Source organism: Halobaculum sp. XH14 (genome assembly GCF_032116555.1).
GTDB classification, from domain to species: Archaea; Halobacteriota; Halobacteria; order Halobacteriales; family Haloferacaceae; genus Halorarum; species Halorarum halobium.
Genome location: NZ_CP134949.1, coordinates 1999243 through 2015596 on the forward strand (window position 1 = coordinate 1999243; position 16354 = coordinate 2015596).

16 protein-coding genes are annotated in these 16354 nt (G+C 70.0%); 5 read left to right on the forward strand and 11 right to left on the reverse strand.

The window, feature by feature from the left end; genetic code table 11:
- Nucleotides 1-186: 186 nt before the first annotated feature.
- On the reverse strand, nucleotides 187-1377 hold the full coding sequence (locus RJT50_RS10190; protein WP_313691172.1) for a 3-dehydroquinate synthase II: 1191 nt from the start codon (nucleotides 1375-1377) through the stop codon (nucleotides 187-189).
- A gap of 286 nt (nucleotides 1378-1663) precedes the next feature.
- Here RJT50_RS10190 and RJT50_RS10195 point away from each other — a divergent pair, with 286 nt between their 5' ends.
- Entirely contained in the window at nucleotides 1664-2335 is a 672-nt protein-coding gene (locus RJT50_RS10195; RefSeq protein WP_313691174.1) for an HAD family hydrolase, read from the forward strand.
- Between the two features lie 109 nt (nucleotides 2336-2444).
- Here the strand turns inward: RJT50_RS10195 and RJT50_RS10200 are convergent, their stop codons facing one another.
- The 4 genes from RJT50_RS10200 to trpC are packed head-to-tail and all read right to left on the reverse strand — an operon-like array spanning nucleotide 2445 to nucleotide 6232.
- Nucleotides 2445-3230: a 2-amino-3,7-dideoxy-D-threo-hept-6-ulosonate synthase gene (locus RJT50_RS10200; protein WP_313691175.1), complete on the reverse strand. Its 786-nt coding sequence runs from the start codon at nucleotides 3228-3230 to the stop codon at nucleotides 2445-2447.
- Between the two features lie 49 nt (nucleotides 3231-3279).
- The gene (gene trpA, locus RJT50_RS10205) at nucleotides 3280-4128 is read right to left on the reverse strand and encodes a tryptophan synthase subunit alpha (RefSeq protein WP_313695970.1); all 849 of its coding nucleotides are present in this window, start codon (nucleotides 4126-4128) and stop codon (nucleotides 3280-3282) included.
- A gap of 2 nt (nucleotides 4129-4130) precedes the next feature.
- Nucleotides 4131-5387, reverse strand: a complete 1257-nt coding sequence (trpB, locus tag RJT50_RS10210; protein ID WP_313691176.1) for a tryptophan synthase subunit beta — start codon at nucleotides 5385-5387, stop codon at nucleotides 4131-4133.
- Complete coding sequence (gene trpC / locus RJT50_RS10215) at nucleotides 5384-6232, reverse strand: indole-3-glycerol phosphate synthase (RefSeq protein WP_313691177.1); 849 nt, start codon at nucleotides 6230-6232, stop codon at nucleotides 5384-5386. The genes trpB and trpC overlap by 4 nt, the downstream gene beginning before the upstream one ends.
- Nucleotides 6233-6381: 149 nt before the next feature.
- Here trpC and RJT50_RS10220 point away from each other — a divergent pair, with 149 nt between their 5' ends.
- The gene (locus RJT50_RS10220) at nucleotides 6382-6843 is read left to right on the forward strand and encodes an MGMT family protein (protein ID WP_313691178.1); all 462 of its coding nucleotides are present in this window, start codon (nucleotides 6382-6384) and stop codon (nucleotides 6841-6843) included.
- 57 nt (nucleotides 6844-6900) lie between these two features.
- On the opposite strand, the gene RJT50_RS10225 is transcribed toward RJT50_RS10220, so the two are convergent.
- Genes RJT50_RS10225 through lonB form a run of 4 tightly spaced genes read right to left on the reverse strand, consistent with a single transcriptional unit; the run spans nucleotide 6901 to nucleotide 10790 of the window.
- Nucleotides 6901-7320, reverse strand: a complete 420-nt coding sequence (locus RJT50_RS10225; protein WP_313691180.1) for a rhodanese-like domain-containing protein — start codon at nucleotides 7318-7320, stop codon at nucleotides 6901-6903.
- Nucleotides 7321-7351: 31 nt separating this feature from the next.
- On the reverse strand, nucleotides 7352-7696 hold the full coding sequence (locus RJT50_RS10230; RefSeq protein WP_313691182.1) for a hypothetical protein: 345 nt from the start codon (nucleotides 7694-7696) through the stop codon (nucleotides 7352-7354).
- Nucleotides 7697-7739: 43 nt separating this feature from the next.
- Complete coding sequence (locus RJT50_RS10235; protein WP_313691184.1) at nucleotides 7740-8690, reverse strand: CPBP family intramembrane glutamic endopeptidase; 951 nt, start codon at nucleotides 8688-8690, stop codon at nucleotides 7740-7742.
- A 6-nt stretch (nucleotides 8691-8696) separates the two neighbouring features.
- Entirely contained in the window at nucleotides 8697-10790 is a 2094-nt protein-coding gene (gene lonB / locus RJT50_RS10240) for an ATP-dependent protease LonB (protein ID WP_313691186.1), read from the reverse strand.
- Between the two features lie 166 nt (nucleotides 10791-10956).
- Here lonB and RJT50_RS10245 point away from each other — a divergent pair, with 166 nt between their 5' ends.
- Both RJT50_RS10245 and RJT50_RS10250 read left to right on the forward strand, forming a co-directional pair.
- On the forward strand, nucleotides 10957-11490 hold the full coding sequence (locus RJT50_RS10245; RefSeq protein WP_313691188.1) for a nicotinamide-nucleotide adenylyltransferase: 534 nt from the start codon (nucleotides 10957-10959) through the stop codon (nucleotides 11488-11490).
- Nucleotides 11491-12330, forward strand: coding sequence for an SAM hydrolase/SAM-dependent halogenase family protein (locus tag RJT50_RS10250; protein ID WP_313691190.1), 840 nt, complete (start codon nucleotides 11491-11493; stop codon nucleotides 12328-12330).
- 23 nt (nucleotides 12331-12353) lie between these two features.
- Here the strand turns inward: RJT50_RS10250 and RJT50_RS10255 are convergent, their stop codons facing one another.
- On the reverse strand, nucleotides 12354-13706 hold the full coding sequence (locus RJT50_RS10255; RefSeq protein WP_313691191.1) for an APC family permease: 1353 nt from the start codon (nucleotides 13704-13706) through the stop codon (nucleotides 12354-12356).
- Nucleotides 13707-13770: 64 nt separating this feature from the next.
- Nucleotides 13771-15327 (reverse strand): thermosome subunit alpha, encoded by a 1557-nt coding sequence (gene thsA / locus RJT50_RS10260; protein WP_313695972.1) that lies wholly within the window; start codon nucleotides 15325-15327, stop codon nucleotides 13771-13773.
- A gap of 171 nt (nucleotides 15328-15498) precedes the next feature.
- On the opposite strand from thsA, the gene RJT50_RS10265 reads away from it, so the two are divergent.
- Nucleotides 15499-16329: an amidohydrolase family protein gene (locus RJT50_RS10265; RefSeq protein WP_313691192.1), complete on the forward strand. Its 831-nt coding sequence runs from the start codon at nucleotides 15499-15501 to the stop codon at nucleotides 16327-16329.
- Nucleotides 16330-16354 lie beyond the last annotated feature (25 nt).

Genomic DNA, 16354 nt, shown 5'->3' on the forward strand with positions numbered 1-16354 from the left:
ATATAAACATATAAATCTTTCGTCTAGAACTCACATGGGACTCACAACGAGGGGCGTTTCGCCGTTCCCCGACTGTGGGGTCGGGTCAGGTGCGCTCGACGACCTTCGTGCCGAACGATCGAGCCGCGGCTGGACGGGGGAGACGTCGGAGAATCGAGTTGTCGGGGAGGAACCGTCCGGGGCGTGTTACTGCTCGATGATGCTCTCCTCGACTTCCTCGCCGAAGTGGCGCGCGACGTCCTCGTAGTAGACGAGCACCTCGTCGCCCTCGGCGAGATCGGTGATGGGGACCCGGCCGCCCGCGGTGGCGACTTTCACCGTCTCGGCGTTCTGGATCAGCGTCTCGATCACGTCCACGCCGTCCTCGGTCTCGATCTCGGCCTGGACGCGGAACATCGGTCGTTTCTCGATCTTCACGCGCCCGACGATGGCCTCGCGCGTGTTGCCGTTCGTGTCGGCGACCTGCACCGTGTCGCCGCTGCGGAGTTCGGAGAGGTACTTCGTTCCGCCATCGGGCGTCCGGACGTAGGCGTGGACCGCGCCGGCGTTGACGCGGAACGGCCGGGAGGCGACGTACGGCGAGTCGGCCGTCTCGGCGTGGACGAAGAACAGCCCGCGGGACATCGAGCCGACGAGCATCCCCTCGTCATCCTCGAGGATGCTCCCGGTGTCGACACAGACCCGGTCGGCAGAGCCCATCTGCTCGACGGCCGTGACGGTCGCGTGCTGGAGGTCGAGCGTCTCCTGTTCGGCCTCGTCGCGCACCTCGACCGTCCGTCTGATCTCGTCGGGGTCCGCCGTGTCGAGCAGGACGCCCTCCGCGCCGAGTTCGAGCGTCTCGAACGCCGTCCGGGCCTCCTCGGCGGACGTCACGCCCGCGATGAGCGTCGTGTCGTCGCCGACCCGGGAGATGAGGTTCTCCAGCGGGATGATCTTCCAGTCCTCGCCGACGACCACGAGGAACTCGGCGTCCAGTGCCGCCTCCTCGGCGAACGTCTCGTACTCGGTGTCGAGGATGCGGACGTACGCGCCCTGCGCCCGGTTGTCCGAGCGGCGGAGCGTCGTGAGGTCGGCCGAGCCGGAGAGGTCCGAGGGCAGATCGACCGTGCCGTCGCCCTCGCCGTCCTTGCCGACGACGTAGGCGTCCGCGACGGCCTCGTCGTCACCCTCCGCGTCGTCGATGACGTCCACGTCGGCGTCCGAGCGGAACGCGGCGACGTTGACCGCGCCGAGTTCGCGCACCTTCGCCACGTCGCGCTCGTCCACGAGCACCCAGTCGACGCCCGCTTCCAGCCCGGCGGTGATGCGGTGTTTCCGTCGCTCCCAGTCGCCCACGCCGTCGTCGGCACGAAGCCAGACGCTCCGCTTTCCTGTCATTGGGTGTGCCTCACATCCGGGGCGCTTCAACTTGGCGGATGTTCGGTCGCGTACGACGGCTCGACTGTGGCTCGGCTTCCTAAGGGGCACGTTCACAGCGGGGACGACCTCGAAAGCCCCCGTGCGCTGGAGTCGGTGCGGCCGCTGCGCGAGCCGAGAGCCGGGGGGCTTCCGCGGTCTGCACCACGGTAGCTGCGGTCCGATACGCGTCACACCTTGCCACGTCTAAACCGACTCGGAATCAACAGCAGGCTTATCCCACTCACCAGCCTCCCACCAACCAGAAGTGACGGTCCTGTTCGACCTGGACGGCACGCTCTGTGTGAGCAACCAGTCCACCGACGCCCTCCTCGATGCGGCCTTCGAAACGGCCGGCGTCGAGCGGTACTGCGGCCCGAGTGACCTGAGAAGCGCCTCGGAGGTCATCGACCCCGCCGAGTCCGACGTGGCGTTCTACGAGCGCTGTCTCCGCGTCGCCGCCGAACGCGCCGACGCCGAGCACGCGAACCCGGCCGACGCCCACGCCGTCGCGCGGGCCTACGACGACGCGATCGACCACCGGTCCGTGTCGTTCCGCGACGGGGCCGCGACGGCCCTCGATGCCGCCATCGACTCCGACCGACGGATCGGGCTGGTGACCAACGGGGCGCGGGAGACCCAGCGGCTGAAGCTCGACTCGCTCGGCATCGCCGACCGGTTCGAGACCCACGTGTACGCCGACCCCGAACTGGGACTCAAGCCCGACCCGTACCCGTTCGAACTGGCGCTCTCGGACCTGGAGGCGGAGCCCGCGGGGACGACGTACGTCGGAAACTCGCTCCGGGCGGACGTCGGCGGCGCGAACGCGCTCGGCATGGAGACCGTGTGGACGCCCGTCGGTGACGACGACCGCGACCCGGACGATCCGACGCCCGACCACACGCTGTCGTCGCTCGCCGGACTGGCGACGCTGTTGTAACACGAGGACCGCTCGACGGGAAGACGAAAAACTGATTCCCGATCCGTTTTGCGCGACCGCCATCGGCCCGACTGCCGACGGTCCGACCGACTGCCGCTTTCCCGGCCGACTACAGTCCCGCGGCCGAGAGCGCGTTCTCCACGTCGGCGTCCTCGTGGACGACAGCCGAGACTGCCGAGGTGATCGCTTCGGGGTCGTCGTGCTGGAAGATGGAGCGGCCCATCGAGACGCCGGCCGCGCCCCCGTCCATCGCGCCCCGGACCATCTCCACCGTCTCGCGGTCGGTGCCCTTGCTCCCGCCGGCGATGACGACCGGCAGGCGCGTCGACTCGACGACGTGCCGGAAGCCGTCGCCGTCGCCCGAGTAGCCCGTCTTCACCACGTCGGCGTCGAGTTCCTCGGCCAGTCGGACCGCGTGGCCCAGCGCCTCCGGGTCGTCCCCCTCGACGCCCGGGCCGCGGGCGTACGCCATCGCCAGCACCGGCATCCCGTAGTCGGCCGCGTCCTCCGTGAGCCGTGCGAGGTGTTCGATCTGACCGGGTTCGTACGTCGAACCGACGTTGATGTGCATCGAGACGGCGTCCGCGCCGGCGCGGATGGCCCCCTTCACGGTGCCCGTCGGTCGCTTGTCGTTCTCGTCGGGGCCGATGGTCGTCGAGGCGTTCAGGTGGGCGATGTAGCCCGCACCGTTCGTGTTGCCGTGGACGCGCTCGGCGATGCCACGCTGGGTGAGCACCGCGTCCGCGCCCCCGCGGGTCACCCCGTCGATGGTCGCTTCGATGTCCTTGAGCCCCTTCACGGCACCCATCGTGATGCCGTGGTCCATCGGAACGATGAGGAACCGATCCGCCGTCGAAATCCTGTCGAGTCGTGCGTCGAGTCCCGGGAACGTCATCTGAGTGTGCTATCCTCTTCCAAGGGCGCGTAAATCGTTTGCGAACGGGTCATTCTGATTCGCCTTCCGGTTCCGGCGCTCTTTGCTCGAAGCCTCGCTCGGCTCCGGCCGACAGCTCCGCGGCGAGCGATTCGAGCCGGTCGGCCACCGCGCCGGTCGGGTCGTCGTTCTCGACCCCCTCGGCGACGATATCGACGAGCGCGGAGCCGACGATGACGCCGTCCGCGCCCGCCTCGACGACCGTCGCCGCCTGCTCGCCCGAGGAGATACCGAACCCGACTGCCTTGGGCAGATCGACGTCCGAGAGCCTGTCGATCGACGCCGCGGTCTGCCCGGATACGGACGCCTGAGCGCCGGTGACGCCGAGCCGCGCCTGGACGTAGAGGTAGCCCGAGGAGACGGACACCAGTTTCTCCAGCCGGTCCTCGTCGGTCGTCGGCGCGACGATCGCGATCAGGTCGAGGCCGAACTCGTCGCACGCCGCCCGCAGCGGCCCGGCCTCCTCGGCCGGGAGGTCCGGCACCACGAACCCTGAGAGGCCAACCTCGGCCGCCCGCTCGACGAACGGGCGCGGTCCCTGTTCGGTCCCGTACTGGTACACCAGATTGTAGTACGTCATACAGACGAGCGGCACGTCCACGTCGAGGTCCGCGACGAACTCGAAGAACCGGTCGGGCGTCATGCCCGCCTCGAGCGAGCGGACGACCGCCTCCTGGATCGTCGGCCCCTCCGCGATCGGCTCCGAGAACGGCAGGCCGAGTTCGATGGCGTCGGCACCGCCGCGTTCCAGCGCCTCGACGTGTGTCAGCGACGACTCGTAGTCCGGGTCGCCGACCGCGAGGTACGGGACGAACGCCGGGCCGTCGGCGAACGCCGAGGAGAGGTCACCGTCGGACACGGTCACAGTCCCCCCTCGAACACGCTCATGTCCGGCGCGTTCGGCACGTCCCGCTCTGCGGTCTCCTCGATGACCGACTCGAGGTCCTTGTCGCCGCGCCCGGAGACGTTCACGATCACCACCCCACCGAGGTCCGCGTGGTGCTCGTGCAGGTAGCCGAACGCGTGGGCGGTCTCCAGGGCGGGGATGATGCCCTCCTCCTGGGAGAGGCGGTGGAACGCCTCGAGGGCCGCGTCGTCGTCGACGCTGACCGGCGTGACCCTGCCCTCGTCGACGAGGTGGGCGAGTTCCGGACCGACGCCGGCGTAATCGAGCCCCGAGGAGATGGAGTGGGACTCGACGATCTGGCCGTGTCGGTCCTGCAGGAGCTTGGTGCGCGCGCCGTGGAGCACGCCCTCCGACCCGATCGAGAGCGACGCCGAGTTGGGCGCGACGCCCGCCGCCTCGTCCACGTCGAGCGAGGACCCGCCGGCCTCGACGGCGTACATATCCACCCCGTCGTCGCCGACGAAGCGGTGGAACGCGCCCATCGTGTTCGAGCCGCCACCGGCGCAGGCGAGGACGGCGTCCGGGAGCCCTCCTGCCCCTTCCCGGACCTGCGCGCGCGCCTCCTCGGAGATGACCGCCTGGAAGTCCCGGACCATGCTCGGGAACGGGTGGGGGCCGACGACCGAGCCGATGACGTAGTGGGTGTCTTCGACGTTGCTCGCCCAGTCGCGCATCGTCTCGGAGATGGCCTCCTTCAGCGTCCCGCGGCCGGTCGTGACCGGCGTCACCTCCGCGTCGTTGAGCTTCATCCGGAACACGTTCGGCCGCTGCCGGTTGATGTCTCGCTCGCCCATGTACACCTCGCAGGGCATCCCGAGGTGGGCGGCCGCCATCGCCGTCGCGGTGCCGTGCTGGCCCGCGCCCGTCTCCGCGACGATTCGCTCCTTGCCCATGTACTTCGCCAGCAGCACCTGCCCGAGCGCGTTGTTCAACTTGTGCGCCCCGCCGTGGACGAGGTCCTCGCGCTTGAGATACACCTCGGTGTCGTACCGCTCGGAGAGCCGTTCGGCGCGCTGGAGCGGCGTCGGCCTGCCGCCGAAGTCCCGGAGTCGACGCCGGAACTCGTCCAGAAACCCGTCCTCGTTCCCCAGGACGTACCGCTCGTACGCGTCGGTCAACTCCTCGATGGCCGGCATCAGCGCCTCGGGGACGTACTGACCGCCGTACCCCCCGAAACTGCCGTCGCCCGAACGGGATTCGCTCCCCGTCATGGCTCCCCCTCGGCTTCCGCACGGGTAAAGCGGCGGGTGTTCTCGCGGACGTCCGCGGTCCCCTCGCTCGGGCGCTCCCCCTTCCCGTCGTCGTCGCTCGCCTCATCGTCCCCGAACTCGCCGGCCGCGTCCACGATGGCCGACCCGACGAGCAGACCGTCCGCGCCAGCCGCGCGCATCCGCCGGGCGTCCGAGGGCGTGGTGATGCCCGACTCCGCGACGAGCGTCACGTCGTCGGGGACGTCGGGCGCGACCGACTCGAACGTCGAGAGGTCGACTTCGAGGGCCGCGAGGTCGCGGTTGTTGACGCCGATCAGGTCGGCGTCGGCCTCCAGGGCCAGGGCGAGTTCGTCGGCGTCGTGGACCTCCACGAGCGGCCGGAACCCGCGCTCGCGGGCCGCCGAGACGAGGTCGGGCAGGTCCGCACCGACGAAGCGCGCGATGAGGAGGACGACGTCCGCCGCCACGGCGTCGAGGTGGGCCTCCTCGAGGAGAAAGTCCTTCCGCAGGATGGGGACGTCCACGGCGTTCCGAACCCGTTCGAGCGTCACCGTGCTCCCCCCGAAGTGCTCGGGTTCCGTGAGAACCGACACGGCGGCCGCGCCGCCCGCGACCATCGCCTCGGCGAGTTCGACCGGGTCGTCGGTCCGCTCGCCGTCGGTCGTCGGGCTTGTCGGCTTCACCTCGGCGATGACCGGGACGCGGCCGTCGGCCTCGGCGGCGGCGAACGCGTCCTCGAGCGGGCGCGCCTCGACCGCCAGGCGCTCGTTGCCGCCCGAGCGCTCGGCGGCGGTCGCGAGGATGGACCGCACCGCCGGCGCGAGCCCGTCGTTCGTAGTGTTCATCTATGTACACCGATGGATGTATTCGTACATAAGGATTGCGTCGCGCGGCCGCGACGTGCGTCGTCGGCGGTCGCCGCCCACTCTCTCACTGAGGTCGTCGGTCGCTACGGTGCCACTGGATTGAAACGCCGCCGAATCGACGGTCACGTATGGACGACACCGACACCGGCGTGTACGCACGCGAGTCGGACCGGCTGGGCCGGGCGGTCGAACTCGGCGTGGCCGGCGGACGGGCCCTCTCGGTCTCGTTTCCCGAATCCCTGCCGCCGGACGCCGGCTCGGACCATCCGACGCTCGACCGGCTGTTCGCGTACCTCGATGGCGAGGAGGACTCGTTCTCGGACGTGACGCTCGCCATCACCGTCCCCACCGAGCAGCGCCGCGTGCTCGACGCCGTGGGGAACGTCCCCTACGGCGACACGGTCACGCTCGAGCTCGTCGTTCGGATGACGTCGGGGCTGGACCACGAGGCCGATGCCGACCTGGAGACGGCGCGGGAGGCGCTCCGGGCGAACCCGGTTCCGATCTTCGTACCGGACCACCGGGTGACGGACGCGACGGGGGCGACGCCGCCGGACGTGGCGGAGACGCTCCGCGGGATCGAGTCCTGACCGACGAGCAGCGCCGATCGCCGGTTCGGAATCGGCGACCGGGAGGCGGGCCAGTCGCTACGAGTAGTCCGCCTGTTCGACCTCGGTCGTCTCGAAGCCGGACTCCTGCCAGGCCGTGAATCCGCCCTCGACGTGGGCGACGTCCTCGAACCCCATCTCGTCCAGCACTTTCGCCGCGAGCGCCGAGCGACCGCCCTCGTTGCAGTAACAGACGAACCGGCGGTCCGTCTCGAAGTAGTCCCGGTAGTACTCCGTCTCCGGATCGGCCCAGAACTCCAGCATCCCGCGCGGCGCGTGGGTGTCCCCCGGGACTGCGCCCTCCAGCCAGCGCTCCCGGACGTCGCGCACGTCGAGGAAGATGGTCCGCCCGTCCTCGTCCCACTCCTCCCGCGCGTCTTCGACGGCGAGCACCTCCACGTCACCGTCGGCCTCGGCCTCGGCTGCCATGTCCCAGGCGTGCTTGCGAACGTCTCCCATGCGCGAACCGAACGGGGCGCCGGCAAAATAGCTACCGGCGGTGGGGTCGGGACGGACGGTCATTCCAGCGGCGCGCCCCGGCGACGACGAACCCCGCCGCCAGCACGGCACCGCCGGCCGTCGTCAGCGCCGGGACGCCCACGGGGCCGGCCGCGATCCCGAGCGCGGCCGCGACGACGAACAGCGTCGCGGCAACCTGGTCCGCGTCGATCACGAGAAACACCGCCGCGAGCGCGAGCGCGAGCCACGGGAGCGCGCTGGCGAACGCCGCGCTCGTGAGGCTGACCTCGTCGGTCACCGCGACCGCGACCGCGAAGAGGACGCCCATCGCGGCGAACAGCACCGTCCGCCGGTCCGGCGCAATCCGTGTGGCCATTGCCACCCCCACACTGGACCGTCACAAAAGCGTTTGGAGCGCGTCAGACGCCCGGCGTCCGTCCCTCGTGGACGAGGAACTCCAGCGCGTTCACGAGGTAGTGTGCGACGACCACGACGAGGAGGCTCCCGGTCGCCACGAACGCGACCGCGAGAACGGCTCCCAGCGTCCCCGTCACGAGCATCCCGGCCCGCCCCTGCGCGCCGTGCCCGACCGCGAACGCGACCGACGAGCCGGCGATCAGGAGCCAGGCCGGGAGACCGAACCCCGCGCCGAGCACCCCGACGAGCGCGGCCCGGAACAGGAACTCCTCGAACAGCGCGACGAGCGGCAGCACGCCCGCCAGCAACAGCACCCACCCGCCGGGCGTGTCCGGGGCGAGCAGTTCCCGGAGCCGTTCGCCGCCGTCGACGCCGAACCGTGCGCCGACGCGACCCGCGAGTTCGTTCGCGACCCACAACAGGAGCCCGAGACCGAGGCCGATCCCGAGCAGTTTCGGCGTCGCGACCGGATCGAGTCCGAGCGCGGAGAGGGGGATCTCTGCCCACCAGGCGCCGATGACGAGGACGAGTCCGAACAGCCCCTGCGAGAGCGCGACGTTGGCCAGCAACGCCGGCTGCGGGAGGTCGGCGAGTTCTGGCCGGGTCGGGCCCGGGGGGTGACTCGTGTCCTCACTGCCGGGCGCGTCGAGGACGTTTTGCGCGTCTGCCGACCGCGGTCCGGCGGGACCACTCTGCTCCTCGGACGGCCGTGACTCCCGCGTGACCGCCCTCTCGTCGGGGCCCCATCGCCACTCCTCGGCGAAGAAGTCCGATTTCGGGTTCCGGTTCCGGTTCGAGTCGGGAGCCGATCCTGTCGAGTGCGCGTCGCCGGACCGATCCGACCCGACGTCGGCGGTCCCGCCGCCGACCGCTTCCTGGGTGAGTCGCGCGAGAACGAGTAACAGCAGGAGGACGACGCCCGTCAGCCCCGCGAACGTCGTCCACTCGGGCACCGCTCGTTACTGCGGGCTGGGACTGGACGGGCCGCGGGTGCCCTGCCCTTCGCCGGCCTTCTCCAGCGCGGAGCCGGTGATGTTCTTCAGGCGGTCGACGAGCGAGTCCTTCTCGGGTTCGCCCTCCAGGGCGACCTCGAGCACCTCGGAGATGTGCGAGACCGGGATGATCTCGACCATCTCCTCGTACTCCTCCTCGATCATCACGTCCTGCTCGTTCGCCTTCGGGATGATGACCGTGTCACAGCCGGACTTGGCGGCCGCCTCGATCTTGTGGGTCACGCCGCCGACCGGGAGCACGTCGCCCCGGACCGACAGCGAGCCCGTCATGGCGAGGCTCTGGTCGACGCCGACGTTCTCCAGCGCGGAGATGACCGCGGTGGCGACCGTGATCGACGCGGAGTCACCGTCGACGCCCTGCTGGCCGGTCTGGACGAACTGGATGTGGATGTCCTTCTCGGTGATGTCCTCGTCGGAGAACTTCTTGATGATCGCCGAGACGTTCTGGACGGCCTCCTCGGCCATGTCCTGGAGCTGCCCGGTGGCGATGACCTGGCCGGGCCCCTGCGAGGGGGTCACCTCGGCCATGACGGGGAGCATGATACCCGAGTCCTCGCCCATGACGGCGAGTCCGTTGACCCGGCCGATCTGGAACCCCTCGGAGACCTGCAGTTCGTAGTCCTTCCGGCGCTCGATGTAGTCGTCCGCGAGCTGCTGTTCGATGGAGCGGCTGCGCCCCTTCGCCTGCAGCACGTGCTCGCGGGTGACGACGTCGGCGTCCTCGCCGCGGGCGATGTCGCCCGAGACGCGGACGAGGCCGCCGAGGTTCCGCATCTTCAGCGTGAGGTGGTCCTTCCGGCCGGCGCGGCGACGCGCCTCCAGGATGACCTCCTCGACGGCCTCCCGGTCGAACTCCGGCAGGCGGCCGTCCTTGGCGACCTCCTGGGCCACGAAGCGGGCGTACTTCCGGCGCATCTCCGGGGTGTCCTCGATGGTGTCGTCCATGTACACCTCGTAGCCGTACCCCTTGATGCGCGAGCGGAGCGCGGGGTGCATGTTCTCCATCGCGTCGAGGTTGCCCGCCGCGACCATGACGAAGTCCGTCGGGACGGGTTCGGTCTGGACCATGGCGCCCGAGGAGCGCTCGGACTGGCCCGTGATGGAGAACGCGCCCTCCTGGATCGCGGTCATCAGCTTCTGCTGGGACCGGATGTCGAGGGTGTTGATCTCGTCGACGAACAGCACGCCCTTGTTCGACTTGTGGATGGCGCCGGCCTCGACGCGGTCGTGGCTCGGCGTCTCCATCCCGCCCGACTGGAACGGGTCGTGGCGGACGTCGCCCAGCAGCGCGCCGGCGTGGGCGCCGGTCGCGTCCTCGAAGGGCGCGGTCTTCGTGTCCGCGTTGTTCACCAGCAGGTTCGGGATCATCGCGTCGGAGCCGCGCGAACTGTAGCGGAACGCGAGGTAGATGATCCCGGCGGCGATGATGCCGATGAGGATGTTCCCGATGGCCAGCAGCGCGTAGCCGAGCACCACCGCGATGATGATCCACATGAGGAACGTCCGCATCTGGTTTCGCTTGCGGGCCTCCTCCTTGTGGGCCTCCACGATCTGTTCACCTTTGCCCGCCGGGACCGTCCGGACCTTCGGGTTGTTCCCGTCGTCCGGGTTGTGGTAGACGAGGACGTCCTGGAGCTCCTCGGGCGGGAGGAGTTCCGACATCGCCTTGGCCAGCATCGACTTGCCCGTCCCGGGCGAGCCGATCATCATCACGTGCCGACGCTGTTTGGCCGCTTTCATCACCACGTCGCGGGCGTGTTCCTGCCCGATGACCTGGTCCACGAGACGGTCGGGGACTCTGATCTCGCCGGTCGAGTCGATGACGAGGCCGCCCAGCAGGTCGTCCTCGGACTCCTCGTCGATCTCGGCTTCGATCTCGACGTCGCTGCCGAGGTCCTCGATGGATCCCTCCTCCTCGGAGGGCCGGTCGGGATCCTCGAACGGCCCGTCACCCGTCGTCCCGTTAGACCCGGGATCGTCGACGACTGGCGCGTCCTCCGCGGGCACGCCGCCGCGACTGTCGTTCGAATCGTTACTCATAGAATCGTTGCTACCCGATTCGAGGGCCCGTGAACTGATATACTTTCTCCCCTTACGTGACGTCAGCAACCGGAGCCAGACGCACCGTAGTCGGCTCGATACGGCCGTTTTCCTGATTCGAGGCGTCTCGCCGGGCTTATAAACTCAGCGGGAGATACCGACTCGTATGCGGGGGTTCTACATCGGCCGGTTCCAGCCGTTCCACGACGGCCACCACCACATGGTCGAGGAGATCGCGGACGAGGTCGACGAACTCGTCCTCGGAATCGGTTCGGCCGGCGACTCCCACACGATGCGGAACCCCTTCACGGCCGGCGAGCGCATCATGATGGTGAGCAAGTCGGTCGACGAACTCGACCTGCGAACGTACCCCGTGCCGATCGAGGACCTCGACCGCAACTCGGTCTGGGTGAGCCACGTCCAGTCGATGTCGCCGAAGTTCGACGTGGCCTACTCGAACAACCCGCTCGTCGTCCAGCTGTTCCGGGAGGCGGGCGTCGAGGTCCGCTCCTCGCCGATGTTCCGCCGCGAGGTGCTGGAGGGCGCGGAACTCCGCGACCGGATGGTGCGCGGGGACGGCTGGAAGACGCTCGTCCCCGACGCGGTCGTCGACGTCATCGAGGAGATCGACGGCGTGGAACGGCTCCGCCGCGTCGCCGACACGGACGCGAACGGCGACGACAGCGCCGACCCCGAGTAGATGTTCACCCTGGCCTCCGACTTCGGCTCCCCGTACCCGGCGGCGATGAGGGGCGTCCTCCTCTCGGAAACCGACGGCGAACCGCGGCTGGTCGACGTCGCCCACGACCTGCCCCGACAGGACGTGCGCGCCGCCGCGTTCTGGCTGCGGTTCGTGCTTCCCGAGTTCCCGCCGGCCGTCCACCTCGCTGTCGTCGACCCCGGCGTCGGCACCGACCGCGACGCGCTGGTCGTCAGGGCCGGCGAGCACGCGCTCGTCGGGCCGGACAACGGCTCGTTGCTGCCGCCGGCGCGGGCACTCGTGGCCGAGTCGGCGAGTGATACCGACGGCAGTGCTCCGGCTGCGGGGGTCGACGCTGACGTCGAGGTCGAAGCGTTCGCGGTCGACGTCGAGAGCCCGGCCAGCAGCACCTTCCACGGCCGGGACGTGTTCGCGCCGACCGCGGCGGCCGTCCACGACGCCGGGGTGGCGGACCTCCGCGCGCTCGACGCGCTGACGCCGACCGACGACGCCGTCGACCTGCGACTCCCCGGGGCGGACGTGGACGACGACCGCGCCGCGGGCGAGGCGCTCGTCGTCGACGACTTCGGCAACGTCGTCACGAACGTCCCCGGCTCGTTTCTCGAGGGCCTCGTCGGAACCGAACTGCTGGTCGAGACGCCGCACGGCTCGATGCGGGTCCCGGTCGTGGAGACGTTCGCCGGCGTCGACTCGGGCGACCCGCTCGTGACCGTCGGGAGCCACGGCTACGTCGAGTGCGACGTGAACCAGGGGCGCGGGGACGACGCCTTCGGGCTCGCACCCGGCGACGAACTCGCGTTCTCCCCGCAGCCGGAGTAGGCCGATCAGCCCCGAATGGACCGTCAGAGCGTGTCGAGCGCCCGCTCCTCCAGCGTCTCGACCTCCTCCTCCAGGACGTCACGCTCGAAATACAGCAGTTCGACGGTCACCACTGCCGCGGCGAGCAGGAGCATCAGGTAGAACGTGCTCGGCGTCGACGTGTAGAGGTGATACGACAGGAGGACGAGGAAGCCGGCGGCCCCGACCGTCCCGACGACGGCTGGCGCGGGGTGGACGTCCGCGTGGTCGCGGTGACGGAACGCGAGGAAGCTCATCGCGCCGAAGACGACGATGAACGAGACGGACGCGAAGTTGGTGATGACGCCCAGGCTGCCGACCGCGCTGAACGCCGCCGTGATCGCGCCGAGCACGAGCAACGTCCGGCGCGGGACGCCGCTCGCGCTCGAATCGCCGACCCGATCGGGCAGCAGGTCCTTCGAGAGCATCCCCTTCGCGAAGTAGCCCGCCGAGAACAGCGTCGCGTTGATCGCGCTGCCCGTCGAGAACAGCGCCGACAGCGAGACGAGCAGCGCGCCCGCGCCGGCGAGTCCGACCACGCCCCCGACGCGGGCCGCGGCGTCCGTCAGCGCCGTGTGAGGGTTCGACTGGATCGCCTCCGGGGCCAGGTTGAACGTCACGACGCCGACGAGCACGTAAACGAGGACGGCGGCGGGGATCGAGACGTACACCGCCTTCCTGATCGTCGGCCGGGCGTCCTCGATTCCCTCCTGGTCGTAGAAGAGCAACTGCCACCCCTGGAACGCGACGAACGAGACGGCCGCGGCCATCACCGGTCCGAACGAGGTGAGCCCCGAGAAGCCGTACCGGGTCGGCTCCGGGGAGACGGCGTAGCCGTAAGCCAGCCCCGCGAGGCCGAACGCGACGAGGATGGCGACCTTCAGCCCGACGAGGACGTTCTCCGCGGACCCGGTCGCCCGCGCGCCCAGCAGGTTCAGGCCGACGAACGCGGCGACGACGAGGACGGAGACGACCGGCCGCAGCGGGAGGCCGGCGACCGAGTCGGGGACGCCAGGCAGCGTCAGGCCGAACTCGGCGAACGCGAACGCGTACATCGCCATCGAGCCGACGTAGCCGAACAGCAGCGTCCAGCCGACCATCCCGGCGAGCGTCGAGTTGCCGGTGAAGTGCTGGACGAACGTTACCGAGCCGCCGTTCTGGTCGGCCATCTCGTTGAGTTTGACGTACGAGTAGCCCGCACAGAGGGCGACGACGCCGGCGAGGAGGAACGCGAACCACGTCGTCGCGCCGGTGATCCCGGTGACGACGCCGAGCACGGCGTAGATGCCGCCGCCGATCATCCCGCCGAGCGCCATCGACACCGCCTCGGTCAGTCCGAGCCCGGACCTGCCCGACATGGGCGTCCGTTCGGCGTCGACGTCCAAAGGGCACACGGCCGATTCGGGACCGCGCCGGGTGGGCCTACTTCGCCGCGATGACGTCGTCGATGCGGAGGATCATCGTCGCCGCCTCGGTCGCGGATTCGAGCGCCTCGCGCTTGACCGCGGCGGGGTCGTAGACGCCCGCGTCGGCCGGGTCGCCGACGCGGCCGGACTGGCCCTCGGCGATGATGCCCGCGATCCCGTCGCGGTCGAACGTCGCGCGCAGTTCCACGAGCGCGTCGATGGGGTCCATCCCGACGTTCTCCGCGAGCGTGCGCGGGATCGCCTCGACGGCGTCCGCGAACGCCTCGACCGCGAGCTGCTTGCGGCCGGTGACGGCGTTGGCGCCCGCGCGGACGTGGTCGCCGACGGCGATCTCGGTGGCGCCGGCGCCGGGGACGACCGCCCCGTCGGCGATGGCGGCCGACACCGCGCCGACGGCGTCGGCCATCGCGCGTTCGAGTTCGTCGACGACGTGCTCGGTGCCGCCGCGGACGAACAGGGTGACGGTCCGGGAGCCCTCGGTTCCCTCGACGAACGCGAGGTCGTCCTCGCCGACCCGCTCGACGCGGACCTCGCGGGCCGTGCCCAGATCCGACGCCTCGAGGTCCGCTACCGAGCCGAGCCGGACCGCCCCGGTCGCCCGGGCGAACGCGCGGGCCTCGGAGCGCTTCACGTTCGAGAAGGCGAGGACGCCGGCGTCGGCGAGGTGGGCCGCGACCCGGTCTTCGATCTTCTTCGAGCAGACGACCACGTCGACGCCGGCGTCGGCGAGCGTCGCGGCGATGGCGCGTCGCTCGCCGTCCTCGGCCGAGAGCGCGGCGTCGAACTGGTCGGCCGACGTGATGGTGTACTCGGAGTCGATCTCGCCGGTCCGCACGTCGAGCTTCGTGTCCAGAACGGCGACCGACGCGTCCGTGACGTGCCGCGGCATGGCGTCGTTCGCGGGCTCCTCCTCGAGGACGACGCCCTGGACGAGCTCCGTCGCGGCCGCCGAGCCCCCGGTGTGGGTGAACGTCCGGACGTCGTCGTCCTCGACCCGGCCGTCGACGGCGACCTGGGTCACCGCGGAGACGACGAGTTCGGCGAGCCGGTCGGCCGTCACGTCGCCGGTCCCCTTGCCCGTCATGGCCGACTCCGCGACCGCCCGGAGCAGGTCGTCGTCGACCGGTTCGTCGGTCACCATCCCGTCGACGGCGTCCAGTCCGAGCCGGAGCGCCTCGGCGTACCCCTCGACGATGGCCGTCGGGTGGACGCCGTCCTCCAGCAGTTCCTCGGCGCGGGCCAGCAGTTCGCCGGCGAGCACCGCCGCCATCGTCGTCCCGTCGCCGACCTCCTCCTCCTGGGCCTCGGCGACCTCGACGAGCATCTGTGCGGTCGGATGCTCGATGTCCATCTCCGTGAGGATCGTCGCGCCGTCGTTCGTGATGACCACGTCGCCCGAGGAGTCGACGAGCATCTTGTCCATGCCGCGGGGACCGAGCGTCGTTCGGACCGCGCTGGCGACCGCACGACCCGCGGCGATGTTGGACGTCTGAGCGTCGCCGCCGCTGGTGCGCTGGCTGCCCTCCGCGAGGATGTACAGTGGTTGTTGCATGTATGACATGAGACTCGAAGTTGATTGGTCGCGGTTCGATATGAAGTTTTCGAGTTATTCATCGCGGAATTTGGACGAGTGCGACGTGGTTGTGCTGAGCACGCGGGAGGACCGTCGGGGCACACGTACTATCTGTAACAACTAAGGGGTGGCCTCCCCTTCCCCCGCTGGATGCTCGAACTGGAGCACGGGTTCCGCGTGGTCGACGTGCACGCGCAACTCGACCCCGATGAGGAGGCCGTCGCCACGCACGGCCGGGAGATCACCCCGGAACGGCTCCAGCGCGAGATGCACCAGGCGGGCGTCGTTCGGACCGCGGTGTCGCCGGGCCCCCGTCCGCGGGGGGAGGGCTACCTCAGGGCGAACAACGCCGTCGCACGCCTCTCGGTCGAACGACCGTTCGTCGCCATGGCTCGGCTCAACGGCCCGCGCGACGCCGGCAACGGGGCGCTCTCACAGCTCCGAAACCTCACCGCGGCACCGGCCGAGCACCACGCCGAACCGGGCGACGTCGAGCAGTACGCCTACGACGACCGGTTCCACGGGTTCGTCCTCGACCCGACGCGGGACGGCCTCCCGACCGAGGCCGTCCTGGAGGAGATCGCCGCGACCGAGTCGCCGGTGCTGTTCTACAGTTCGCCACAGATCCCGCCGAGCGCGGTCGCCGAGGCCGTCCTCGAGTACGACTTCCCCGTCGTTCTCACGAGCTTCGGCGGCTTCCCGCTGGACCGTGAGCGCATGGCGGAAGCGCTCTCGATGCTCGATACCTACGACGACCTCTACCTGGACACCAGTTTCGTCCGCTACCGGACGGTCCTCGAACGCGGTCTCCTCGAACACCCGGACAGAGTCCTCTTCGGCTCGGGCGCGCCCGACACGCATCCCGACGTCGGGGTGATGGAGGTGCTGACGCTGGACGTGCCCGAGGACCTGATGACGCGCGCGTTCACGAAGAATCCCGGCCGCCTGTTCCCGGGACTCACCGCCGGCGCGGCGGACTGATTCCGCTCGTCGGAACGGCCTCGTT